Consider the following 23,219-nt stretch of genomic DNA (forward strand, 5'->3'; position numbering starts at 1 on the left):
GTCGGTAACTGTTGGGATTTTCGCGATCGCGCGTGTTTTTCCGTTTCTTTCCGGGGAATTTCGTCTCTTTTGGCGGCCGGCTCGGTGAGCTGATCACCGGCCCGCTCGATGGGGCGCCCGGGAAGGCGCGTGCGCGGGACCCGGCGGACGGGGGACGCCCCGGGGAGAACGGCCCGTCCGGCACCGCCTCCCCCGCCCCACGGCGTCCCCCCGGCCTCACCGCGGCTCCGGGGTGTCCGGCGCGTCGGCGAGCAGTCGGGTCAGCTCCACCCGCGAGCGGATGCCCAGCGCGCTGAAGACGTTGCGCAGGTGGTGGTCCACGGTGCGCGGACTCACCGACAGCCGCACCGCCACCTCCCGGTTGGTCGCCCCCTCGGCCACGTGCCGGGCCACCCGCAACTGCTGCGGGGTCAGCGTCGCCAACACCTCCGGTGCCGGGCCGCCCACCGGGTGATCGCTCTCCCCCGTCGCCCGCAGCTCGCCCCGGGCCCGCTGTGCCCACGCCTCCGCCCCACACTGCTCGAAACCGATCAGGGCGTCCCGCAGCACCTCCCGGGCGTCGCGCGGACGGCGCCCCCGGCGCAACGCCATGCCGTGCAGCAACTGGGTACGCGAACGCTCGAAGGAGTTGTCCGCGCCCCGGTGCGCCTCCAGCGCCCGGGCGAACGCCTGCGGCGCGGCCTCCGGTGGCGCGCACAGCGCCCGGCAGCGCAGCAACTGCGGTACCGCCTGCGAATCGGCGGTGGCCGCCGCCCAGGACGCCACGTGCTTGAGCGCCGGACGGGCGTGCTCGGGCTGCCCGCAGAGCACGGTCGCCTCGATGAAGCAGGGCAGCGCCAGGGTGCGCAGCGCGAAGTGCCCCCGACCGGGACCGTTGCGCAGCAGCGCTCCCAGCCGCAGCGCGGCCTGCCGGGGTCGGTTGAGCGCCAGGTCGCACCGGGCCAGCGCCCATTCCGCCATCGTCGCCGCGATGCCCAGGCCGTGCGCCCCGGCGTCCTGCTCGGCGTCGGCCGCGTGCCGGGCACACCGCTCGGGGTCGCCGTCGATCGCCGCCGCCATCGCCAGCGCGGCGTGGTGGTGGGCGGCGCTGTTGCGCTGCCCGGTGCGCAACGCGCTGCGCAGCCCCTCCCGGGCGTGCGCGGCGGCCCGCCCGTGCCGCCCACAGCGCAGTTCGGCGTAGGCCAGCAACTCCAGGGCATGCGGCTCCAGCACCCGCTCGCCGCGCAGCCGGGCCACCGCCAGGCCGCGCGAGGCGCAGACGTACGCCTCGTTGTTCTCCCCGAGCAGCATCGCCACCACCGCCGCCCGCAGCAGGTCGGCGCTCTGCTCCGATCGGCGGGCGCGCTCCAGCACCCGCCGCAGCGGTACGATGGCCGTCGCCAGCCCGCCCTCCAGCAGGGCCGCCATCCCCGCCCCGTAATCGTCGCGCGGCGCGTGCTGCGCGTCCTCCGTCGAACCGGCGACCGACATCGCCAGGGGGCCGGTGCCCGCCACCCAGGCCGCCTCGGCGGCGACCCGCAGGGCGTCGCCCGCCCGATCGGGATCGTGTGGGCCCAGCAGTCGGGCCGCCTGCACCAGGGACTCCCGGGCGTCGGTGATCACCCCGCACTCCCGCTGCAGGGTGCCCAGCACCAGCGCCGCCCTGCCCCGGGTGACGTCACCGGCGGGCAGCATCCGCGCCCGCTCCAACAGGGTTCGGGCGGCCTGCGGGCGGCCCGCCGCCCAGGTGTGTTCGGCGGCGGCGGTGAGCAGCGTCCCCCGGTTGTCCGGGTCGGTCACCAGCTCGGCGGCCCGCAGCAGGGCGTCCGCCGAATCGGTCGGCGGACGCACCGCGGCGGCGCCCTCCACCTCGGCGGCCAGCCGCCCGGCGAGCGCCGGGTCGGGGCCCTCGGCCGCGGCGGCCAGGTGGCGCAGGCGCGGCAGCTGATCGGCGGCCCCGCGCAGCGCCTCGGCCAGGGCCAGGTGCGCGTCCCGCAGTTCCCGGGGGGACACCGCCCGGCGCACCGCCCGCCACACCAGCGGACCGACCAGCCGCAGCCGGTCGCCGTCCCGGCGCAGCACCCCGGCCGCCTCCGCCGGGGCGAAGTGGGAGGCGTCGTCCCCGGGCGGGGAATCGTCCGGGTCGGTTCGACCCCCGTCGGGGCCGTCGGGGCCCGAGAGGAGCGCGGCGGCCCGCAGCACCGCGCCGATCCCCGCCTCCCCCTCCACCTCCCGCGCGGCGGCCACCAGCACCAGCAGATCCCGGGTGGGGTCCGGCAGCGAACGCAACCCCTGTTCGGCCCTGCGCAGTCGGGGGCCGTCCACCGACAGCGGGCGGGGCAACGGCTCCGCTCCCGTCAACCGGGCCGGCGACAGCCGCTCCAGCAGATCGGCCAGGAGACCGGGGTTGCCGGCCGCCTCGTGCGCCAGGGCCTCCCGGACCGCCGGATCGGCGTCCTCGGGCAACGACCGGTCCAACAGGGCCTCGACCTCCGCCCCGGACAGCGGCGGCAGCGTCTCCTCGGGGACCCCGCCCAACAGGACGTCGGACGGTGTCCCCGGGCCGATCGTGGACCACCCCATCACCAGGGCCACCGGAACCCCGGCCCCCAGTCGGCGGGCCACGAAGCCCAACACCTCCCGCGAGACCGGGTCCACCCACTGCACGTCGTCCACGCAGCACAGCACCGGCCCCGCCGACCGGGTTCGCTCCTGCAACAGCAGCAGCACCGCGTCCCCGATCACCGGGACGGCCACCGGCGACGCCCCGCCGGGCCGGGCGGTCTCCAGCAGTTCCCGGGCGGCGTCGGGGCCGGCCAACCGGCCGGCCAGGGCGTGCAGGCCCGCCAGCGGCATCCCGGTCTCGGCCCGCACCCCGCGCAACCGGACCACCGGTTCGGGGGGCGCGAGCACCACCGCGGGGAGCCGGCCCGCGGCGACCGGCCCGGCCGGCCGGGAACCGACGGGCGCGCGGGCGGCGGGCGGGTGGGCGAGCCAGCGCCCCCGCCCGCCCGCCGGCGGGACCGGGAAGGCGGAGGCCGCCCGCTCCAACACCGCGCTGACCCCCATGCCCGTCTCGGCACGCACCAGCAGCGCACCCCCGTGCCCGGCACGGGCGCGGTCCAGCAGGGCGCGGACCGCGGTGTCCGTACGGGAACGGCTCGGGAACGAGGACGTCGAAGGACTGTCCATGTGGTTCGGACCTCCCTGCCCGGGGCGCGATCACGGGTGCCCCCGTTCACGCCCGTTGTCGCACGACAGCACCGACCGGATCGCTCGTCCATGCGGGCGTCCACAAGTCGATGCGCGCGCCCAGTGTGTGACGCGCGGGACTGTGCGCGCGCACAGAACACCCGGGTTTCGTACGGGCCCGACAAGGCACGGAGCGGAGGCCGGTGATTTCGCCGATGCCCGGCAGGAGGGTCGGGGCAAGCATCGGCACCGCGTCATCGCGGCATTCCCGGACCGGGCGCGGAGCCTCTCGGGCGGGAGCACGCGAATCACACGACTGACGTTGTGTCAAGACTCGTTCGGGACACCGCGCACGGCGTCTGCGGCGGTCACGGTACCACCGATGCTTTTCGGCCACACCCCTCGTCCATTCGCGCACCCCGGAGGCCCTCGGATGAGCAGTCCCCCCACCGACCCCACCGCCGGTCCCGGCCGCCGGCGCAGGTTGGGAGTCGCCCTGGCCGGAACCCTCCTGGCACTCACCGCCTCGTTCTCCGCCGCCCCCGGCGCGATCGCCGGCGGCCACGGCGAGGCCGACACCCGGGGCCCCCATGACGGGCATCGGGATCTCCCGCCGGTGGTCTTCGTGCACGGCTTCACCGGCGACCCCTCCAACTGGGCCGCGGCGATGGACTCCTTCGAGGCCGCCGGCTGGGACCGCGACCGGCTCTTCGCCCTGCGCTACGACTGGTCGGCCTCCAACCGCGAGTCCGCGCGGGACCTCGCCGACCTGGTGGCCGAGGTGCGCCGGACCACCGGTGCCCACCGGGTCGCCGTCGTCAACCACTCCATGGGCGGCCTGGTCACCCAGTGGTACGTCAAACACCTCGGGGGACACCGGCACGTCGGCCACGTGGTGTCCCTCGCCGGCGCCCACCACGGGACCACCCGTGCCGCCGACTGCCTGCCGCTGGTCTCCTGCGCCGAGATGATCCCCGGCTCCGACTTCCTGAAGGCCCTGGCCCGGGGCGACGAGACGCCCGGCGCCACCCGCTACGGCACCTGGTACTCGCCCTGCGACGGCGTCATCCTGCCGTACGACTCCACCCGCCTGCGCGGCGCCCGGAACCGCGAACTGCCCTGCGTGGACCACATCGCCTTCCTCACCGACCCGGGGGTGATGGCCGAGATCCAGCGGTTCGTCCGGCGGGGATGAACCGCGGGCCCGGCGGCGGGAGCGCCGGGCTCACGAACCGTCGGGAGCACGCCCGGGCGACCCGTACCCGGCGTCCCCGGTGCCGTCGGGGGCACCGGGGGCGCGCCTCCCGGCGGACCGCGCGGTCCCCGCGCGGTCGGTGGTGAGCCGACCGTGCAGGGACCGCGCCATCGCGTCGGTCAGGGCGGCGATCTGATCGACCACCACCCGCAGCCGGGTCGTTTCGTCCCCGGCCGCCGCGTACAGCGCCCGGTACTGCGGGTCCAGCCCGTCCGGCGCCCGCGCCACCAACGCCTCCGCGAGCTCCGCCAACAACTCCCGCTGACGCGAACGCACCCGCTCCTGCTCCGGCCGCAGCACCACGTACAGCCGTGCCACCGCCTTCAGCACGTCGCACTCCAGCCGCACCCCGCGCGGCACGATCAACTCCGCGTCGTACCGGGTCAACGGCCCGCTGCCGTACCGCACCCGGGTCGCCCCCTCCACGGCGAGGCAGAAGCGGCCGATGAGCTGACTGGTGGCGTTCTTCAACCGCGCCTGCGCGACGGCCGTGCCGTCGTAGTGGTGCGGCCACCACTCGGCCTCCAGCAGCCGGTCCAGCGCCTCCCCCGCCTCCGCCTCCTCCGTGCCCGGCGGCGCGTACAACTCCAACGCGACGGCCAGCACGTGCCGGCGCTCGGGCTCGGCGAGCAACAGGTTGGGGTCCAGGTGCCCGGCGTGCAGGCCGTCCTCCACGTCGTGCACCGAGTACGCCACGTCGTCGGCCCAGTCCATCACCTGCGCCTCGAAGCAGCGGCGGCCCTTCGGCGCGCCCTCCCGCAACCAGTCGAAGACCGGCAGGTCGTCGGCGTAGACGCCGAACTTGGCGGCGCCGGGCGCGGCCGGCCCCTCCGGGTGCGCGCCGCGCGACCACGGGTACTTGGTCGCGGCGTCCAGCGCGGCCCGGGTGAGGTTGAGGCCCACCGGCTCGGTGACGTCGCCGCCCCGGAACCGTTTGGGCTCCAGCCGGGTGAGCAGCCGCAGGGACTGCGCGTTGCCCTCGAAACCGCCGCACGGCCCGGCCACGGCGTTCAGCACCCGCTCACCGTTGTGGCCGAACGGCGGGTGGCCGAGGTCGTGCGCCAGACAGGCCGTCTCCACCAGATCCGGGTCGCAGCCGAAGGAGGCGCCCAACTCCCGACCGACCTGCGCGCACTCCAGGGAGTGCGTGAGCCGGGTGCGGGGGCTGGCGTCCCGCGCGGGCGACGGATCGATCGGGTCGGGGGTCACCACCTGGGTCTTGCCGGCCAGGCGGCGCAGCGCGGCCGAGTGCAGGACCCGGGCGCGGTCGCGTTCGAAGGCGGTGCGACCGGGCCGCTTGTCCGGCTCCGGGTCCCACCTGTCGGTGTCGGCCGGTCCGTAATGCCGCGCGCCCCGCTCCCGCTGCTCCATACACCGACCGTAGCCGCTGCCGGGACCCCTCCCGCACCACGCGGCGCGGGTGTCGGTGGGGCGTGGCAGGGTGGTTCCCGGGAGCGGGGCCGCCGTGGGGGACGGTCCCGGACGAGGTGTTCGGTCCCGGGACCCGTATCGGGAGGTGGCGCGAAACCGATGGCCTCGCACGACACGCTCTTCGACCCGCCCGGCGGGGGCGGGGCTCCGGGTGGCCCGGTGACGATCGTGCCGGGCGCCGTCCACCTGCCCGGATGGCTGGACGACGACCGACAGCGAGATCTGCTGGCCGCCTGCCGGGAGTGGGCCCGGCCGCCCGCCGGCCTGCGCACGGTGCGCACCCCGCGCGGCGGGACGATGTCCGCCCGGCAGGTCTGCCTGGGGTGGCACTGGTCCCCGTACCGGTACTCCCGGCACGTGGTGGACGGCGACGGCGCCCCGGTCAAGCCGTTCCCCACCCGGCTGGACGCCCTGGCCCGCGAGGCGGTGGCCGCGACCGGGCCGGACGGTCCGGTGGTGCCGATGGAGGCGTACGACATCGCCCTGATCAACTTCTACGACGCCGACGCCCGGATGGGGATGCACCGCGACGCCGAGGAGCACTCCGACGCCCCCGTGGTGTCGCTGAGCCTCGGTGACACCTGCGTCTTCCGGTTCGGCAACCCGGAGAACCGGGGACGGCCCTACACGGACGTGGAGTTGCGGAGTGGGGACGCCTTCGTCTTCGGCGGGCCGGCCCGCGCCGCGTACCACGGCGTGCCGCGTGTGCGGCCCGGCACGTCGCCGGCGTGGCTGGGCCTGACGGGGCGGCTGAACATCACCCTGCGGGTGAGCGGCCTGGCGGGCTGAGCGCCGGTACGGGTGACCGACAGCGCGGTCCGACGGGCCGGCGGCCGGAGCGCGTGGGGCGGGGGCACGACCCGACGAACCGGCCTCCGGCGTGGGTGACCGGCGACCGGTGCGGAGGGTCCGCCGCGGTGGCGACCTCACCGCTCCCGGCCCGCGAATCCACCGGGCCGGGGCTCCCCGGGGCCCGGAGCCACCTCCCCCGGCCGACCCCCGACCCGCCGGGCACACGTCGGGTGGGAAACGCCCGCTCCCCGCCCCGGGGCCCGGCCTGCCCCCGCCTCCTCGGGCCGCTTCCCCCGGGGCCGGTCACCCCGGGGCGTCGAGCACCGCCTCGGCCGGCGTGACCTCGTGCACCCGTACCGGCCGCCCACAGCCGGGGTCCACCGTCTCCAGCACCGGCCGCATCCCCAACTTCGCCATCACCCGCTCCGAGGCGTCGTTGCCGATCTGCGCGACGCTCACCACCCGCTCCAACCCGCGACCCCCGAAGCCGAACCGCAGGGCCGCGCGGGCGGCCTCGGTGGCCAGGCCCCGCCCCTGGAAGGACCGGCCCAACCGCCACCCCACCTCGACCGCCGGCAGCACCTCCGGCAGGTAGTGGGGCACCACCGGGCCGGTGAAGCCGGCCAACTCCCCGCTCTCCGTGACCTCCACTGCGAACAGGCCGAACCCCTCGGCCTCCCACTCCCGTTCCATCGCCTCGATACCGGCCCGGGTGCTCCGGGTGTCCCGCGTCGAGCCGTCGCCGATCCACCGCATCACCTCCGGGTCGGCGTTGATCGCCGCCATCGCGGCGACGTCCTCCTCCCGCCACCGCCGCAGCATCAGCCGTTCCGTCCGCATCACTGTCATCCGCTCATCCTCCCCCGCCGGTACCAGGAACGGCCCCGGACTCCGGCGACCCGAAGGTGAGGCGGGCGGCGGCGTCGAGAACGGCGCCGTATCGCTCCGGCGAGGTGACGTCCCCGCCGGGAAGAACCGCCACCTCCCGCGCGGGATCCCCGTTCCACGCCTCGGCGTCCACCCATCCCCCTCGAAAGAGCACCACGCGGAACTCCGCCCCTCCCGGCCCGGACACCCGGACACCGAGGGCATCGGGGTCCCGCACCCGGGTCCGGTCCGTCACGAGAGGAGGCGGCCATGCCCCGTCCCCGTCACGCCAGGTGATGGAACCAACCGTCAATCCGGCGGCTCGCCAAGCGGCGGCTCTGCGGGTCACCACATCGAGAGCGGCATCGAGGTCCACGATGTACTCCATCAGGTCATCGTGGCACCGCCGATGAGGAAGACCGATTGCGACGGTCCATCCGTCACCGGGCCCCTGCACCGGTGCGTGTCGTGCGGCCGGCCCCGCCCCGCCCGCCTCGGGCGGCCCTTCCGGTCACGGGGCCGTGTCGCGGACGCGCGGCCGGACGTGACCGGGTGCGGCCGGTCAGCGATCCCGGCGGGTGTTGAGCCGGGCGGCCCGGCGGGTCAGGTGGTCGCGCTCGGCGAGGTTGGTGGCCTTACGGGCCGCCTCGACGTACAGCCGTGCCGCCGTCGCGAGGTCGCCGTCGCGCTCGTGGAGGTGGGCGGCCACGGCGGTGTGGCGGGGCAGCGAGTCGTCCAGCTCCGCGAGCGCCGCCAGGCCGGCGCGCGGTCCGTCGGCCTCCCCGACGGCCACCGCGCGGTTGAGCCGGACGACGGGGCTGTCGGTCAGGCGCGCGAGTTCGTCGTACCACTCGACGATCTGTACCCAGTCGGTCTCCTCGACGGTGGGGGCGTCGGCGTGGAGGGCCGCGATGGCGGCCTGGGCCTGGAACTCACCCAACCGGTCGCGGGCCAGGGCCGCCTGCAGGATCTCCACACCCTCGGCGATCAACCCGGTGTCCCACCGACTCCGGTCCTGCTCGGCGAGCGGCACCAGGCCGCCTTCGGGCGTGGTTCGGGCGGCCCGCCGGGCGTGGTGGAGCAGCATCAGGGCGAGCAGCCCCGCCGGCTCGGGGTGGTCGATCGCCACCGCGAGCCGCCGGGTGAGCCGGATGGCCTCGGCGGCGAGGTCGATATCGCCGGAGTAGCCCTCGTTGAAGATCAGGTAGAGGACCCGCAGCACGGTGGCGACGTCACCGGGCCGGTCGAACCGCACGCCGGAGACGGTGCGCTTGGCCCGGCTGATCCGCTGCGCCATGGTCGCCTCGGGCACCAGGTGGGCCCGGGCGATCTGGCGGGTGGTGAGCCCACCGACCGCGCGCAGGGTGAGCGCGACCGCCGAGGACGACGTCAACGACGGGTGCGCGCACAGGAAGTGCAGCCACAGCGTGTCGTCCGCCGCCGGCACGGGGCCGGGCGCCGGCTCCTCGTCGACGAGGTCCTCCCTCCGGCGACGGGCCGCGTCCGCCCGGGTCCCGTCGAGGAACCGGCGCCAGGCCACGGTGACCAGCCACCCCTTCGGATCCCGTGGGGGGTCGGCCGGCCAGACGCGGACCGCCTCGACCAGCGCGTCCTGCACCGCGTCCTCGGCCGCCGCGAACTCGGCTCCGCGGCGGACGAGGATTCCGAGCACGCCCGGGGTGAGGCTCCGGATCAGGGCCTCGTCCACGGCGGGGGTCATCTCCGGGATCACTCCGTGACGGTGGGCGGCGCGGTCAGGAAGGGGCGCACCTCGAGCCACTCGTGGATCGGCTCCCCGCCCGCCCCGGGGGCGGCCGACAGTTCACCGGCCAGTTCGAGGGCGCGCTCGTAACCGTCGACGTCGATCACCATCCAACCGGCGATGAGGTCCTTGGTCTCGGCGAACGGCCCGTCGGTGACCGGCGGGCGGCCCTCGCCGTCGTACCGGACGAACGTCCCCTCGGGGGCGAGCGCCTGTCCGTCGACGAACTCGCCGGTCCCCTCCAGCCGGGCCGCGAAGTCACTCATGTACCGCATGTGGGCCGAGATCTCCTCCGGCGTCCACTTCTCCATGGGCACGTCGTTGACCGGGGTCGGGGCGCCACGGTAGTGCTTGAGCAGCAGGTACTTGGCCATGATGGTTCTCCTCGGTGCCGGTGCGACCCATTGTGGTCGCGTTCGGGTGCGTTCACGGGGGAGACGGAGCCGATCACGGGTTCTCGACATCCCCGGCCAAGTTTTTTCGACCCGGCCGAGCGAGCCGGGGTGAGCCGACCTCCGGTCTCCGGATCCACGACCCGGCACGGAGGCGGGAGGGGGCCGGGGCGGGAGGGGGCCGGGGTGAGCCCCCGGGTGATGCGGCGCCGGCGGATCAGTCGCGCGGGCGGGGGGCCACCGGGCGGGGGATACCCCTCACGAAACCCTCGGACGCACCGCGCCCCGGGCCGTGCGCCGGAAGAACCACCCGCGTCCCGATCGGGACGACCGACAAGGAAAAGGTGCCATGCCCCGCGACTTCCTCTTCCGTACCTCCGGCCACAGCGGCGGCCAACCGGACTCGCAGTGCGTCGAGGTGGCCACGAACGTACCCGGCACCGTGGCCGTCCGTGACTCCAAGCGGCGCGCCTCACCCCACCTGCGCCTCTCCCCCGGCGCCTGGCACGCCTTCCTCGACCGAACGGTGAACGCCCCGCACCGACCGTCGGGCCGCCCCGGCCCGGCGCCCACTCCGCCGCGGCGGCCGGTCAGGCGGCGGCGTGGTGGAGGGCGCGCACCGGGAGCGCGGCGGCGGCCCTGTCGAAGCGGTGCAGCAGCAGCCGGGCCAGCGAGGCGTGCGCGCCCAGCGGCTCGGCGACGATCCCCGGCGCGGCCTCCGCGCAGCGCGTGGCGAAGAAGCCGGGGGCGGTGAAGCAGGAGGAGAGCGCGATCCCCCGGTGCCCGTGCGAGCGCAGCAACTCGACCGCCTCGGCCACGGTCGGCGAGGCGGCCGAGGCGTACGCCGGGACGACGGGGGCGCCGCCGAGCCGGTGGGAGAGCATCGCCGCCGTGGTGCGGGTCCCGGCGGCCGACTCGGGATCGCGGGAACCGGCCGACGCGAGCACCACGGCGCCGCCCCGGTACCCGGCCTCCAGCAACCGCCCGTACAGGGCCTCGACCAGCAGCGGGTGCGGCCCCAGACAGGCCGCGACGGTCGCGTCGAGGTGGGAGGCGCGGGAGAGCACCGAGGGGATGTCGTGCTTGACGTGGTAGCCGCGTCCGAACAGCAGCGGCACCAGTACCGCCTCCCCGCGCAGCCGGGCCAGGGTGTCGCCGAGCAGCGGCTCGTCGGTCTCCAGGTGGCCGAGCTCGACGCGCAGCGAGCGGCGCATGGCGCGCACCCGGCGCAGCAGGGCCAGGACGCTCTCGCGGGCCCGGGGGTCGGGGGAGCCGTGGGCGACGGCGACAAGGGTGGGGGCGGTGCGGGTGACGCTCATGTCGCCAGCTTGCGGTTCGCGTGTTACCCATGGGTTACCCGCAGGTCACGTCCGTCCGGCTCCACGCTCACCGGCCCCGGACCCGGAACCTGAGTCGGTCGCCCCGGGGGCGTAACGCGCGCGGGGGGTCGGGCGTAACACGTCCGACCCACACTGACGGGTATGAGCGCATCCCCCCGCACCGCCGGAACCGCCCCCGGGCCGGAGACCACGCCGTCGTCCGCGTCGGTCGACGGGACCGTGCCCACCCACTGCCCCTACTGCGCCCTGCAGTGCGGGATGGGGCTGCGTCCCGACCCAGGCACCCCCGCCGGCCTGCGGATCGTGGAGCGGACGGACTTCCCGGTCAACCGGGGGGCGCTGTGCGGGAAGGGCCGCACGTCGCCGGAGGTACTGGCCGCGCGGGTGCGGCTGACCGGACCGCTGGTGCGCCGGTCCCCCGGCGGACCGTTGGAGCCCGCCGGGTGGGACGAGGCGTTGGACCGCGTGGTCGAGGGGCTGGCGGGGACCCGCCGGCGGTACGGCGCGGACGCGGTCGGCGTCTTCGGCGGCGGCGGTCTGACCAACGAGAAGGCGTATACGCTCGGGAAGTTCGCCCGGTTGGTGCTGGGCACCTCGCAGATCGACTACAACGGCCGGTTCTGCATGTCCTCGGCCGCCGCCGCCGGGACGAGGGCGTTCGGCGTGGACCGGGGTCTGCCGTTCCCGCTGGCGGACATCCCGCGCACCGGTTGCGTGATCCTGGTCGGCTCCAACCTCGTGGAGACCATGCCGCCCGCGCTGCGGTACCTGACCGAGCTGAAGGAGAACGGCGGGTCGCTGATCGTGGTGGACCCGCGCCGCACCCGCACCGCCGAGCACGCCGACCTGCACCTCGCACCCCGTCCGGGTACCGATCTGGCGCTCGCCCTGGGCCTGCTGCACCTGGTGATCGCCGAGGGGCGGGTGGACGAGGAGTACATCGCGGAGCGCACCACCGGCTGGCCGGAGGCCCGCGCCGCCGCGATGGCGCACTGGCCGGAGCTGGTCGAGCGCATCACCGGGGTGCCGCTGCCGGCGATGCGCGAGGCGGCGGAGCGGTTCCACCGGGCGGAGCACGCCATGGTGCTCACCGCGCGCGGCCCCGAGCAGCAGGCCAAGGGCACCGAGACGGTGGGGGCGTGGATCAACCTGGCACTGGCGACCGGCCGGCCCGGTCGACCGCTGTCCGGGTACGGCTGCCTGACCGGCCAGGGCAACGGCCAGGGCGGCCGGGAGCACGGCCAGAAGGCCGACCAGCTGCCCGGTTACCGGATGCTCGCGGACGCCGACGCCCGGGCGCACGTGGCCGGGGTGTGGGGTGTGGATCCGGACTCGCTGCCGGGTCCCGGCCGCAGCGCCTACGAGCTGCTGGACGCGCTGGGGCGGGACACCCCCGACGGGGTGCGGTCGTTGTTGTTGCTGGCCTCCAACCCGGTGGTCTCCGCCCCGCGCGCGGCGCACGTGGAGGAGCGGATGCGGGCGCTGGACTTCCTGGTCGTCTGCGACGTGGTGCTCTCCGAGAGCGCGGAACTGGCCGACGTGGTGCTGCCGGTGACGCAGTGGGCCGAGGAGACCGGGACCATGACCAACCTGGAGGGGCGGGTCATCCTGCGCCGGAAGGCGGCCGAGCCGCCCGTCGGGTGCCGCAGCGACCTGCGGGTGATGCACGACCTGGCCGCCCGGATGGGCTGGGAGAAGGGTTTCCCCACCGACCCGGAGGAGGTGTTCGAGGAGCTGCGCCGCGCCTCGGCGGGTGGGAAGGCGGACTATTCGGGGATCACCTACCGGCGGATCATCGCGGAGGACGGGGTGTTCTGGCCCTGCCCGGACACCGGCGCGGAGGCGGGCGCGGAGGCGGGTTCCGGGGGCGGCCCCGGCGATGCCCGGGGCGAGGAGCCGGCCGGCGGGTGGGAGGACGACCCGTCCAACGACCACTCCGCCGACGCCTCCACTCCGACCGGGCCCGGCGGCGGCCGACCGACCCCGCACCCGGGTACGCCCCGGATGTTCCTGGACCGCTTCGCCACCCCCGACGGCCGGGCGCGCTTCGTCGCCGTGCAGCACCGGCCCTCGGCGGAGGAGCCGGACGCCGAGTACCCGCTGTTCCTGACCACCGGCCGGGTGCAGGCGCAGTACCAGTCCGGCGCGCAGACCCGCCGGGTCGCGGAGCTGAACGCCGCCGCGCCGGGCCCGTTCGTACAGGTGCACCCCCGGCTGGCGGAGCGGCTGGGCGTGGCGGAGGGGGAGCCGCTGGCGGTGACCTCGCGGCGGGGTCGGGCCGTGGCCCCGGCCCGGATCACCCCGGACATCCGTCCGGACACCGTCTTCATGCCGTTCCACTGGCCGGGGGCCGGCCGGGCCAACACCCTGACCAACCCGGCGCTGGACCCGACCTCGCGGATGCCGGAGTTCAAGGTGTGCGCGGTGCGGGTGGAGCCGGTCGAACCGACGCCGGAGGACCGGGAGGGCGCCGGTGCCGACGCCGGGGCCGACGGGGCGGCTCAGTCGCCCGTCGCGGCCGGCGCGTCGGCGGGCTCCGAGGTCTCCCCGGCCACCCAGGCCAGGTAGCCGGCGGTGCCGGCGGCCACCGGGAGGGCGATGATCTCCGGCTCGTCGTAGGAGTGGGCCTCCTCGAGGTGGGCCCGCAGCGCCTCCCAGCGGGCGGCGGTGGTCTTCAGCGACACCTGCCACTCGCGTTCGCGCCGCACCTCGCCCCGCCAGCGGTAGACGGAGGTGATCGGCGCCCCCACCTGCCCGCAGGCGGCCAGTCGGCGCTCCACGGCGCCGGCGGCCAGTTCCTCCGCCGCCTCGGCGCTGTCGGTGGTCGTGAACACCACCAGCACCTCGGCGCCGGGCCGCCCCCGATGAATCGGACCCCGATCCACGCCGTGGGCACCTGTCCCGCTCATGAGCGTTCTCCTCACTTCCCGTGGGGTTCGCCGGGGTTTTCTCCCGACCTCTCCGCATCGTCTCCCCGCCCTCGCCTTGCTACGGTGGAGATCGCGTGACACGCGGTGACCACGCGACCCACACCCCCGGAGGACAGCGGTGACCATCATGTCCGAACGTCCGGTATCCATGGAGGATGTCTCCGAAGCCCGGTTCGCGGAGATGCTGCGAACCGTGGAGGAACTACAGACACCGGGTGGCTGGAAAGCCGAGATCGTCGGGGGAAGGATCGTCTTGTCACCGTGGTCGCTTCTGCGGTTTCGTCCGGTGATGAAGTCGCTTCGGGGAGAGGCTTCTTCCCCATGTTCCCGAAGGACAGGATGTCGAGGTCGCCCCCTTCCTGTTCGTGTTCCCCGAAAGCGGCCGGGCTTTCGGGCCCGATCTGTACGTGGTGGACGAGGAGGCGTTCAGGGCTCCCGGCCGCCACGGAAACGGATCCGCTCTTTCCCTGGTCGCCGAACCGACTTCCGGGAGCACGAAGGAAACCGATTGGACCGACAAGGCGGCGGTCTACGGTCGCGTGGTTCCCGTGTATCTGGTGCTGGACATGCGGGAGGGTCAACTCACCATTTTCTGGGACCCCTCCGAACAGGGGTACCGGGCACGGCGCACGGTTCCGTTCGGGTCACCGGTACCCGTCCCGGCGCCGTTCGACTTCACGCTCGACACGACCGGGTTCGAGGCGGGCATCGACTCCTGAACCGTCCCCGCCCGGAGCCCACCGACCCCCGACACGACTCGGTTGCGGGAAACGCCGGTGGCGGGACCATGGAGTGACCACGTGCGGAGAAGGGGATACGCCCGGAGACCGTACCGGGCGCGATTCGGAGGAGACCACCGTGGAAGACCTCACCGCACTCGCCGAGCACCACCTGGGGCTGGCGCGTGACGACGGGCACGGACGCAGTGCCCACCTCTTCCTGCACGACGGGCCGCTGCGGCAGAGCGTGATCGCCCTGACCGCCGGCTCGGAGCTGGGCGAGCACGACGCCCCGCCGGCCGCGAGCCTGCACGTGCTGCGCGGCCGGGTGCGGGTCTTCTCGGAGGAGGGCGAGACCGAGGTGGGCGAGGGCCTGGTGTACGCGCTGCCGCGCGTCCGGCACGGGGTCCGGGCCCTGGACGATTCCGCGATGGTGCTGACGACCGTCACCGGCGTCTGAGCACCCCGCCACACCGCCCCGGGCCGCCACCCGAACCGGGCCCCGGAGGCGGTGAGCGGCGGATTCCGCCCCCGGCCCGGGGGCTCACACCGGGATTCCCGGCACGCTGAGCGCACCGTTGCCCCCGGGAAACGAGGGTGATGCGGGCGGGTAACAGCCGACCCGCACGCTCAAGGCATGACCTCAGCAGGATCGGCCGATCGGGCCGCCCCCCTTCCCCTCGCCGGGGCCCCGGCCGCCGTCGGCGGCCCGGCGGCCCGGCGGGTGGTGATCGTGGGCGGCGGCATGGCCGGCGCCCGTCTCGCCGACCGGCTGGCCGCCGGTCCGGACACGGCGGTCACCGTCCTCGGCGAGGAGCCGCACCCCGCCTACAACCGGGTGCTGCTGGCCGAGGTGCTGGCCGGCCGTTACCCGGCGGAGGTGATCGCGCTGCCCGCCCCGGCCGGCCCCGTGCGGCACCGGCCGGGCGTGCGGGCGGTGCGGGTGGACCGCGCCGAACGGCGGGTGGTCTGCGACGACGGCTCGGTGGAGCCCTACGACGCCCTGGTGCTGGCCACCGGCAGCAACCCGGTGCTGCCGCCACTGCGGGGTCTGTTCACCCCCACCGGACACGAACTCCCCGCCGGGGTCCGGGCCTTCCGGACCATGGACGACGCGTTGGCGCTGGCCGACGCGTGCGACGGGGCCGGGGGAACGCGGGCGGTGGTGATCGGCGGCGGGCTGCTGGGGGTCTCCGCCGCCCGCGCCCTGGCCCACCGGGGCGTGCGGGTGCTGCTGGCCCACCAGGGCGAGCACCTGATGGAGCGCCATCTCGACCGGGACGCGGCGGAGCTGCTGCGCTCCCATCTGATCGAGCTGGGCGTGGAGGTGCACACCGAGTGCCGGGTGCGCGGCGTGCGCACCGAGCCCGGTGATCCCACCCGCCCGGCGCGGGCGGTGGAGTTGGCCGACGGGTACCTGCTGGAGGCCGAGCAGGTCGTGCTGGCCTGCGGGGTGCGCCCCCGAGTGGGTCTGGCCCGGGCCGCCGGGTTGGCGGTGGATCGGGGCGTCGTCGTGGACGACCGGCTGACCACCTCCGACCCCCGGGTGCACGCCATCGGCGACTGCGCCGAACACCGGGGCACGCTCTACGGCCTGGCGGGTGCGGCCCGCGAGCAGGCCGACGCACTGGCCCGGGTGCTGGCCGGGGACCCGGACCCGTGCCCGTACCCCGGCACCCGGGCGCTGACCCGGTTGACCCTGCCCGCCGCCCCGGCGCCGGTGCCCGCGCCGGTCGGCGCCGGACCCACCGGACCCACCGGCTTCGACCTGGCCGCCTTCGGTGACCCCGTCCCCGCCCCCGGTGACGACGTCGTGCAGTTGGCCGACGCGACCCGGGGCGCCTACCGGCGCCTGGTGGTGCGCGGCGACCGCCTGCGCGGCGGTGTCCTGCTGGGCGACTTGGGGGCCGTGGGCTCCCTGGCCCGTACCTGGGAGAGCGACGAGGCCCTTCCCGCCACTCCCCTGCTGCACCTGCTCACCCCCGACGGAGGGCTGTGATGTCCGAGATGCCCGAGACGAGCGAGACCGCCGACACCCCCGGTACGACCGAAACCACCGGCACCACCGGCTCCGACGGCCCGATCGTGCTGGTCGGACACGGCATGGTCGGCCAGCGCTTCCTGGAGGAGCTGGTCGAGCGGGGGGTGACCGGGCGGCGTCGGGTGGTGGTCTTCTGCGAGGAGCCGCGGCCCGCCTACGACCGGGTGCGACTCACCTCCTGGTTCGGCGGTTCGACCGTCGAGGACCTGAACCTGCTGCCGGAGGGCTTCGCCGAGCGGCACGGCATCGAACTGCTGATCGGCGACCCCGTGGTGGAGGTGGACCGGGAGGCGCGCACGGTCACCTCGGCCGCCGGCGTGGTGCGCGAGTGGGGCACGCTGGTGCTGGCCACCGGCTCCTACCCGTTCGTACCACCGGTGCCGGGGAAGGACGCCACCGGCTGCTTCGTCTACCGCACCATCGAGGACCTGCTGGCGATCGAGGAGTACGCCAAGGAGTCGCGCACCGGTGTGGTGGTCGGTGGCGGCCTGCTGGGCCTGGAGGCGGCGGGCGCGCTGCGCGACCTGGGCCTGGACGCGCACATCGTGGAGTTCAACGACCGGCTGATGTCCATCCAGGTGGACTCCGGGGGCGGCGCCGCGCTGCGCCGCACCGTGGAGGGGATGGGCCTGACCGTCCACACCGGGGTGGCGGGCAACGAGATCACCACCGACGAGGATGGCCGGGTCACCGGCCTCGCGCTCTCCGACGGCTCCACCGTCGACACCGATCTGGTGATCTTCTCCGCCGGCGTCCGCCCCCGCGACGCGGTGGCCCGGGAGGCCGGGCTGGGGGTCGGCGAGCGGGGCGGCGTCGTGGTGGACACCGACTGCCGCACCTCCGACCCGGACGTCTTCGCCATCGGCGAGTGCGCCAAGGCGGCGGACGGCATGGTCTACGGCCTGGTGGCGCCGGGTTACGAGATGGCGACGGCCGCCGCCCGGGCGATCGCCGGGGAAGAGACCGGCGGGGGCTTCACCGGCGCCGACACCTCCACCAAGCTCAAGCTGTTGGGCGTGGACGTGGCCTCCTTCGGCGACGCCCACGGCCGCACCCCGGACTGCCTGGACGTGGTCTACTCCGACTCGCGGGCCGGGGTCTACAAGAAGCTGGTGGTCGGCTCGGACGGCACGCTGCTGGGCGGGGTGCTGGTGGGGGACGCCGAGTCCTACGGGCTGCTGCGGCCGCTCACCGGCAGTGTGCCGCCGGCCGCGCCCGAGCAGTTGGTGCTGCCCGCCGGTCTGGCGCCGCCGACCGCGCTGGGGCCGTCCTCGCTCCCGGACGAGGCGGTGGTGTGCAGCTGCCACAACGTCACCAAGGGCGCGATCCGGTCGGCGGTGGCCGACCACGAGTGCACCACCGTGCCGCAGGTCAAGGCGTGCACCCGGGCCGGCACCGGCTGCGGCTCCTGCGTGAAGGTGCTGGGCCAACTGGTCGACACCGAGCTGGAGTCGCGCGGCGTGACGGTGGACAAGGGGCTGTGCGGCTGCTTCGCGCACACCCGCCAGGAACTGTACGAGATCGTGCTGGCACTGCGGCTGACCTCCTACCGGCAACTGCTGGACGGCCACGGCCGCCCGGAGGCGCGCGGCGGGGAGGGCTGCGAGGTGTGCAAGCCGACGATCGCCTCGATCATCGCCTCGCTGGCCCCGACCATCGGCGCGGAGAACCACGTGTTGGGCGGCGAGCAGGCGGCGTTGCAGGACACCAACGACCACTTCCTCGCCAACCTGCAGCGGAACGGCAGCTACTCGGTGGTGCCGAGGATCCCCGGCGGGGAGATCACCCCGGAGAAGCTCATCGTGATCGGCGAGGTGGCCCGCGACTTCGGGCTCTACACGAAGATCACCGGTGGGCAGCGGATCGACATGTTCGGTGCCCGGGTGGACCAGTTGCCGATGATCTGGGCACGGCTGGTGGAGGCCGGCTTCGAGTCCGGGCACGCCTACGGCAAGTCGCTGCGGACGGTGAAGTCCTGTGTGGGTTCCACCTGGTGCCGGTACGGGGTGCAGGACAGCGTGCGGATGGCCATCGACCTGGAGCTGCGCTACCGGGGACTGCGCTCGCCGCACAAGCTGAAGTCGGCGGTCTCCGGGTGCGCCCGGGAGTGCGCGGAGGCGCAGTCCAAGGACTTCGGGGTGATCGCCACCTCCTCCGGCTGGAACCTGTACGTGGGCGGCAACGGCGGTGCCACACCGCGCCACGCCGACCTGCTGGCACAGGATCTCTCGGACGCCGAGCTGATCCGGTTGATCGACCGGTTCCTGATGTTCTACATCCGCACCGCCGACCGGCTGGAGCGCACCTCGGTCTGGCTGGAGCGGATCGAGGGCGGCCTGGACCACGTCCGGGACGTGGTGGTGCGCGACTCGCTGGGCATCTGCGACGAGTTGGAGGCGCTGATGACCGCCCACGTCGCGCACTACCGCGACGAGTGGGCCGCGACGCTGGACGACCCGGAGAAGCTGGGCCGCTTCGTGTCCTTCGTGAACGCCCCGGAGGCCCCGGACCCGACGGTGCGGTTCGTGCCGGAACGGGACCAGGTCAAGCCGGATCTGACCATTCTCGCCGGGCCGGAGCTGCCGGTCCGCACCCTGGAGGGGACCAGCCGATGACCACCGCGATCGATCGCCCCCGGCCGACGGGGGCTTCCGGAGACCTCGCGACCGCCGACGCCCCGACCGGGACGGGAGGCGCCCCCGTGCCCATGGGGGTGGTGCAGGTGCTGTCGGCGCCCCCGGCCGGCACGGAGCGGGCCGTGGCGGGGACCGACGGCGGCGAGTGGGTGACGGTGTGCGCCGCCGAACGGCTGACGCCGGGCCGGGGAGTGGCCGCGCTGCTGCCGGACGGCCGGCAGGCGGCGGTCTTCCCGACCCGCGCCGGTCGGGTGCACGCGATCGACAACCGGGACCCCTTCACCGGCGCCATGGTCCTGTCCCGGGGGCTGCTGGGCACCACCGCCGACGGCACCCCCTTCGTGGCCTCGCCGCTGCTCAAACAGCGGTTCGCGTTGACCGACGGGCGGTGCCTGGACGAGCCGGACAATCCGGATCGGGCGGTCACGGTGCTGGCCTGCCGGGTGGTGCCGGCGGCCGGGTCCGGGCCGGAGGGCCGAACCTCCCCCGGGGACCCGACGGACTGACCGGTCCGGACCCGCCCCGGGGTTCGGCAGCCCGTCCGGGTTCGCCCCGGGGAGGCCGGTTCCGTCCCACCCCGTGGTCGCGGGAGCCGAATCGGATCCGCCCCGGGGCGTGGGGGCCGGGTCGAGGCGCCCACGGACCCGCCCCGGTGCCGGCACCGGGGGAATCCACCGGGGCGGCTCCCACCGCCGGACACGACCGCCGGCGGGTCCGCCCCCGGAACACGGCCGACCGGTGCGAAGCCGGCGGGCCCGCCGACTCCCCGCCCGCTCCCGGGTCCTCCCCGGGCGCCCGAAGCCCGTCCGGGCCGGCACGGCACCGCCCTGTCCTGCCGTGTCGTGCCCGGTCCGGACGGATGTTCCCGGCCCGACGGCGTGTGCCGTCGGGCCGGGAACGTGTGTGCGGACCGTCGGGACCCCGACGGCCGGCGCGTCCGGGGTCGGATCGGTCGGACCCCGGACGCGACGGGTCCGGATCAGCCCGCGGAACAGGCGGTGCCGTTGAGCGTCACGGCCGGCGCGGAGTACTGCTGCCCGCTGTCGGTCATGAAGCCGAACTGGAGGGTCCCGTTGGCGCCGACGTTGCCGTTGTAGGCGGCGTTGGTCGCGGTCACCCGGTTTCCGCTCCGGGTGACGTCGGCGTTCCAACTGTTGGTGACGCGCACACCGGCGGGGAGGTCGAAGGAGACCTGCCAGTTGGTGAGGGCCTGGCGGGTGGTCACCCGGACCTCGACCACCGAGCCGGCGTCCCACCGGCTGGTGACGTTGTAGTTGGCGGTGCACTCGCCGGTGCCCGGCCCACCGGGACCGCCGGTGCCACCGTCGTTCCCGCCGTTGCCACCGGGACCGCCGTTGTCACCGCCGCCCGGGCCGCCACCGGGACCGCCGAAGGCCTCCCGCATGGCGTAGTAGGCCGGCTTGGGCTGGTAGTTGTCGTCGTAGAGGTTCGCCGCGCCCTCGCCCTGGAACCAGTCGGGGATCCAGGAGTCCCGGTCGCTGATGCCCCAGACGGTGATGCCGGAGCACCGGCTGACCGACAGGCAGGCCTCGGTGACGGAGGCGTACTGGTTGGCCTGGCGCTGGAGCCGGGTGGTGTCGGCCGGGGTGTTCATCCGGATGTCCAGTTCGGTGACGGCGACCTCGAGTCCGAGGTCGGCGAAGCGCTGGAGGTTCTGCCGGTAGGTGCCCGGCACCTGGTCGAGGATCATGTGGGACTGGAAGCCCACGCCGTCGATGGGGACACCGCGCGCCACCAGCCCGGAGACCAGCCGGTACATGGCGTCGCTCTTGGCGTTGATCCCGTCGGTGTTGTAGTCGTTGATGAACAGCTTGGCGTTCGGGTCAGCGGCCCGGGCGGCCCGGAACGCCTCCTCGACGTAGCTCTCGCCGAGGCCGCGCAGCCAGATGGTGTCGCGGAACGACCCGTCCTCGTTGAAGATCTCGTTGACCACCTCCCACCGGTCCACCTGACCGCGGTAGCGGCCGGCGAAGGTCTCGATGTGGTTGTTCATGATGGACCGCAGCTCGGAACCGCTGAAGTTGCCGTTGTCGAGCCATCCCGGCAGCTGGCTGTGCCAGACCAGGACGTGGCCCCAGACCTGCTGGTTGTTCTGTGCCGCGAAGTTCATGAGGCGGTCGGCCCCGGCCCAGTTGTACTGGCCGCGATTGGGCTCGACGGACTCCCACTTCATGGCGTTCTCGGCCGTGACGCTGCTGAACTCCCGCTCAGCGATGGCGCGGTAGGTCGAGTTGTTCAGCAGGCCGTCGTTGACGGCCGTGCCGACGAACCGTCCGCTGGACTCCGCCGCCGCCCGCAGCGTGGAGTCCTGTGCGGAAGCGGTCATGGTGCTCGCGTGCACGCCGACGCCGGAGATCAGGACTCCGGCGGCCAGCGCCACGGCGGCTCTGCGCACCCGTGAGGACATCGCTGTCCCTTTCTTGTCATGCCCCCGCCTGGCTTGACGGGAATATTTCTAGATGGCTCCTGAAGGGCCGTCAAGGTTTCCTTCCGGAATAAATTCGAAAGTTTTTCGGTACCCTCCGGGGGGACGAGGGGTCCGCGGGAGCCGCGCGCGGGTCGTACCAGGAGGGCACGGGGAAGCGCCATGACTGTCGAACGCAAGGTCACCATCACCGCCATCGCGCGGGAGGCGGGGGTCTCGGTGCCCACCGTCTCCCGCGTGGTCAACGGCCGCTCGGACGTGGCACCGACGACCCGGGCCAGGGTGGAGGAGCTGCTCCAGCGCCACGGATACCGCCGCCGGCCGCCCACCCCGCCCGGTCGGGCGGGCCTGCTCGACCTGGTCTTCAACGACCTCGACAGCCCGTGGGCGGTGGAGATCATCCGCGGCGTGGAGGAGGTCGCCCACGCCTCCGGGGTGGGGACGGTGGTCTCCGCGATCCACGACCGCTCCGGACCGGCCCGGCAGTGGCTGGACAACCTGCGGGCCCGGGCCTCGGACGGGGTGATCCTGGTGACCTCGGCGCTGGAGCCCGTCCTGCACAAGGAACTGCACCGGCTCGGCGTCCCGATCACCGTGGTGGACCCCGCCGGTACGCCCTCCCTGGGCGTCCCCACGATCGGGGCGACCAACTGGGCGGGGGGCATGGCCGCCACCGAGCACCTGCTGGAGTTGGGGCACCGCCGGATCGGCTTCATCACCGGCCCCGCCCGCCTGCTGTGCAGCCGGGCCCGGCTGGACGGGCACCGGGCCGCCCTGGAGTCCGCCGGGATCCCGGCGGACGACTCGCTGATCGTGCCGGGCGACTTCTACCACGAGTCGGGCTTCACCGGTTGCCAGGTGCTGATGGACCTGGCCGCCCCGCCCACCGCCGTCTTCGCGGCCAGCGACCAGATGGCGCTGGGCGCCATCGAGGCGTTGCGCCGGCGCGGGCTGCGGGTACCCGAGGACGTCAGCGTGATCGGCTTCGACGACCTGCCCGAGATGCGGTGGTGCTCGCCCCCGCTGACCACCGTCCGGCAGCCGCTGGCGGAGATGGGCAAGCTGGCCGCCCGCACCGCGCTGCGGATGGCACGGGGGGAGACCATCGAGAGTCCGCGTCTGGAGTTGGCCACCGAGCTGTTGGTGCGAGCCAGCACCGCCGCGCCGGCGGTCCGCGACTGATCGGGCCGACCCCGGACGGCTCCGGGGCCCGACGGTCCGCGCCGGGGCCGGTGGGGATGGCGGGCGGGCGGCCCGGGCGGACGCGGATCCGACCCCCGGCACCGCACCCCACCGCACCGTGTTCCGGGGCGCGCCCCGTCGATCGGACGTACTTCCGATCGACGGTCCGATCATCCGTCGGGGCATCGCTCCCGGGAACGGTCTTCCGACCGGTCCCGGAAAGTTTCCGGGACCGTCGGAAGCCACTCCGACCCA

At 74.7% G+C, this 23,219-nt stretch carries 18 protein-coding genes and 1 pseudogene; 10 read left to right on the top strand and 9 right to left on the bottom strand.

Going from position 1 to position 23,219, the window contains the following annotated elements; all coding sequences use genetic code 11:
• Window positions 1–216 precede the first annotated feature (216 nt).
• Entirely contained in the window at window positions 217–3,171 is a 2,955-nt protein-coding gene (locus LZF96_RS02705) for a LuxR family transcriptional regulator (RefSeq protein ID WP_233865269.1), read from the bottom strand.
• Between the two features lie 433 nt (window positions 3,172–3,604).
• On the opposite strand from LZF96_RS02705, the gene LZF96_RS02710 reads away from it, so the two are divergent.
• Complete coding sequence (locus tag LZF96_RS02710) at window positions 3,605–4,366, top strand: triacylglycerol lipase (RefSeq protein WP_233865270.1); 762 nt, start codon at window positions 3,605–3,607, stop codon at window positions 4,364–4,366.
• A gap of 30 nt (window positions 4,367–4,396) precedes the next feature.
• Here the strand turns inward: LZF96_RS02710 and LZF96_RS02715 are convergent, their stop codons facing one another.
• Window positions 4,397–5,797: a deoxyguanosinetriphosphate triphosphohydrolase gene (locus LZF96_RS02715; protein ID WP_233865271.1), complete on the bottom strand. Its 1,401-nt coding sequence runs from the start codon at window positions 5,795–5,797 to the stop codon at window positions 4,397–4,399.
• A gap of 159 nt (window positions 5,798–5,956) precedes the next feature.
• Between LZF96_RS02715 and LZF96_RS02720 the strand changes: the two genes are divergently transcribed.
• Entirely contained in the window at window positions 5,957–6,646 is a 690-nt protein-coding gene (locus LZF96_RS02720; protein WP_233865272.1) for an alpha-ketoglutarate-dependent dioxygenase AlkB, read from the top strand.
• A gap of 306 nt (window positions 6,647–6,952) precedes the next feature.
• Here LZF96_RS02720 and LZF96_RS02725 read toward each other — a convergent pair whose 3' ends face one another.
• The 4 genes from LZF96_RS02725 to LZF96_RS02740 form a co-directional block, all read right to left on the bottom strand.
• Window positions 6,953–7,498, bottom strand: coding sequence for a GNAT family N-acetyltransferase (locus LZF96_RS02725; RefSeq protein ID WP_233865273.1), 546 nt, complete (start codon window positions 7,496–7,498; stop codon window positions 6,953–6,955).
• A gap of 4 nt (window positions 7,499–7,502) precedes the next feature.
• Window positions 7,503–7,904 (bottom strand): hypothetical protein, encoded by a 402-nt coding sequence (locus tag LZF96_RS02730; RefSeq protein ID WP_233865274.1) that lies wholly within the window; start codon window positions 7,902–7,904, stop codon window positions 7,503–7,505.
• Window positions 7,905–8,078: 174 nt separating this feature from the next.
• A complete protein-coding gene (locus LZF96_RS02735) occupies window positions 8,079–9,224 on the bottom strand; it encodes an RNA polymerase sigma factor (RefSeq protein ID WP_233865473.1) in 1,146 nt (381 codons plus the stop codon).
• 20 nt (window positions 9,225–9,244) lie between these two features.
• Window positions 9,245–9,652, bottom strand: a complete 408-nt coding sequence (locus LZF96_RS02740) for a YciI family protein (protein WP_233865276.1) — start codon at window positions 9,650–9,652, stop codon at window positions 9,245–9,247.
• A gap of 367 nt (window positions 9,653–10,019) precedes the next feature.
• Between LZF96_RS02740 and LZF96_RS02745 the strand changes: the two are divergent.
• A pseudogene (locus LZF96_RS02745) lies at window positions 10,020–10,178 on the top strand (DUF397 domain-containing protein); the annotation flags it as partial.
• An 82-nt stretch (window positions 10,179–10,260) separates the two neighbouring features.
• Here LZF96_RS02745 and LZF96_RS02750 read toward each other — a convergent pair.
• Window positions 10,261–10,989, bottom strand: coding sequence for a sirohydrochlorin chelatase (locus tag LZF96_RS02750; RefSeq protein WP_233865278.1), 729 nt, complete (start codon window positions 10,987–10,989; stop codon window positions 10,261–10,263).
• Window positions 10,990–11,268: 279 nt separating this feature from the next.
• On the opposite strand from LZF96_RS02750, the gene LZF96_RS02755 reads away from it, so the two are divergent.
• The gene (locus tag LZF96_RS02755) at window positions 11,269–13,578 is read left to right on the top strand and encodes a molybdopterin oxidoreductase family protein (protein WP_233865475.1); all 2,310 of its coding nucleotides are present in this window, start codon (window positions 11,269–11,271) and stop codon (window positions 13,576–13,578) included.
• Here the strand turns inward: LZF96_RS02755 and cutA are convergent.
• Window positions 13,512–13,919: a divalent-cation tolerance protein CutA gene (cutA, locus tag LZF96_RS02760; RefSeq protein WP_233865280.1), complete on the bottom strand. Its 408-nt coding sequence runs from the start codon at window positions 13,917–13,919 to the stop codon at window positions 13,512–13,514. The genes LZF96_RS02755 and cutA overlap by 67 nt on opposite strands.
• 386 nt (window positions 13,920–14,305) lie before the next feature.
• On the opposite strand from cutA, the gene LZF96_RS02765 reads away from it, so the two are divergent.
• The 5 genes from LZF96_RS02765 (at window position 14,306) to nirD (ending at window position 19,842) form a co-directional block, all read left to right on the top strand.
• Entirely contained in the window at window positions 14,306–14,659 is a 354-nt protein-coding gene (locus tag LZF96_RS02765) for a Uma2 family endonuclease (protein ID WP_233865282.1), read from the top strand.
• 139 nt (window positions 14,660–14,798) lie between these two features.
• A complete protein-coding gene (locus tag LZF96_RS02770; RefSeq protein WP_233865284.1) occupies window positions 14,799–15,119 on the top strand; it encodes a cupin in 321 nt (106 codons plus the stop codon).
• A 177-nt stretch (window positions 15,120–15,296) separates the two neighbouring features.
• Complete coding sequence (locus tag LZF96_RS02775; protein WP_233865286.1) at window positions 15,297–16,658, top strand: NAD(P)/FAD-dependent oxidoreductase; 1,362 nt, start codon at window positions 15,297–15,299, stop codon at window positions 16,656–16,658.
• Entirely contained in the window at window positions 16,658–19,315 is a 2,658-nt protein-coding gene (gene nirB / locus LZF96_RS02780; protein WP_374203071.1) for a nitrite reductase large subunit NirB, read from the top strand. Before LZF96_RS02775 ends, nirB begins: the two co-directional genes overlap by 1 nt.
• 92 nt (window positions 19,316–19,407) lie before the next feature.
• Window positions 19,408–19,842 (top strand): nitrite reductase small subunit NirD, encoded by a 435-nt coding sequence (nirD, locus tag LZF96_RS02785; RefSeq protein WP_233865477.1) that lies wholly within the window; start codon window positions 19,408–19,410, stop codon window positions 19,840–19,842.
• Between the two features lie 473 nt (window positions 19,843–20,315).
• On the opposite strand, the gene LZF96_RS02790 is transcribed toward nirD, so the two are convergent.
• Window positions 20,316–21,764: an endo-1,4-beta-xylanase gene (locus LZF96_RS02790; RefSeq protein ID WP_233865288.1), complete on the bottom strand. Its 1,449-nt coding sequence runs from the start codon at window positions 21,762–21,764 to the stop codon at window positions 20,316–20,318.
• 180 nt (window positions 21,765–21,944) lie between these two features.
• Between LZF96_RS02790 and LZF96_RS02795 the strand changes: the two genes are divergently transcribed.
• Window positions 21,945–22,964, top strand: a complete 1,020-nt coding sequence (locus tag LZF96_RS02795) for a LacI family DNA-binding transcriptional regulator (protein WP_233865290.1) — start codon at window positions 21,945–21,947, stop codon at window positions 22,962–22,964.
• The last annotated feature ends 255 nt before the right edge of the window (window positions 22,965–23,219 follow it).

Origin of the sequence: Streptomyces sp. ST2-7A (assembly GCF_021390475.1) — a bacterium.
Taxonomy (GTDB): Bacteria; Actinomycetota; Actinomycetes; order Streptomycetales; family Streptomycetaceae; genus Streptomyces.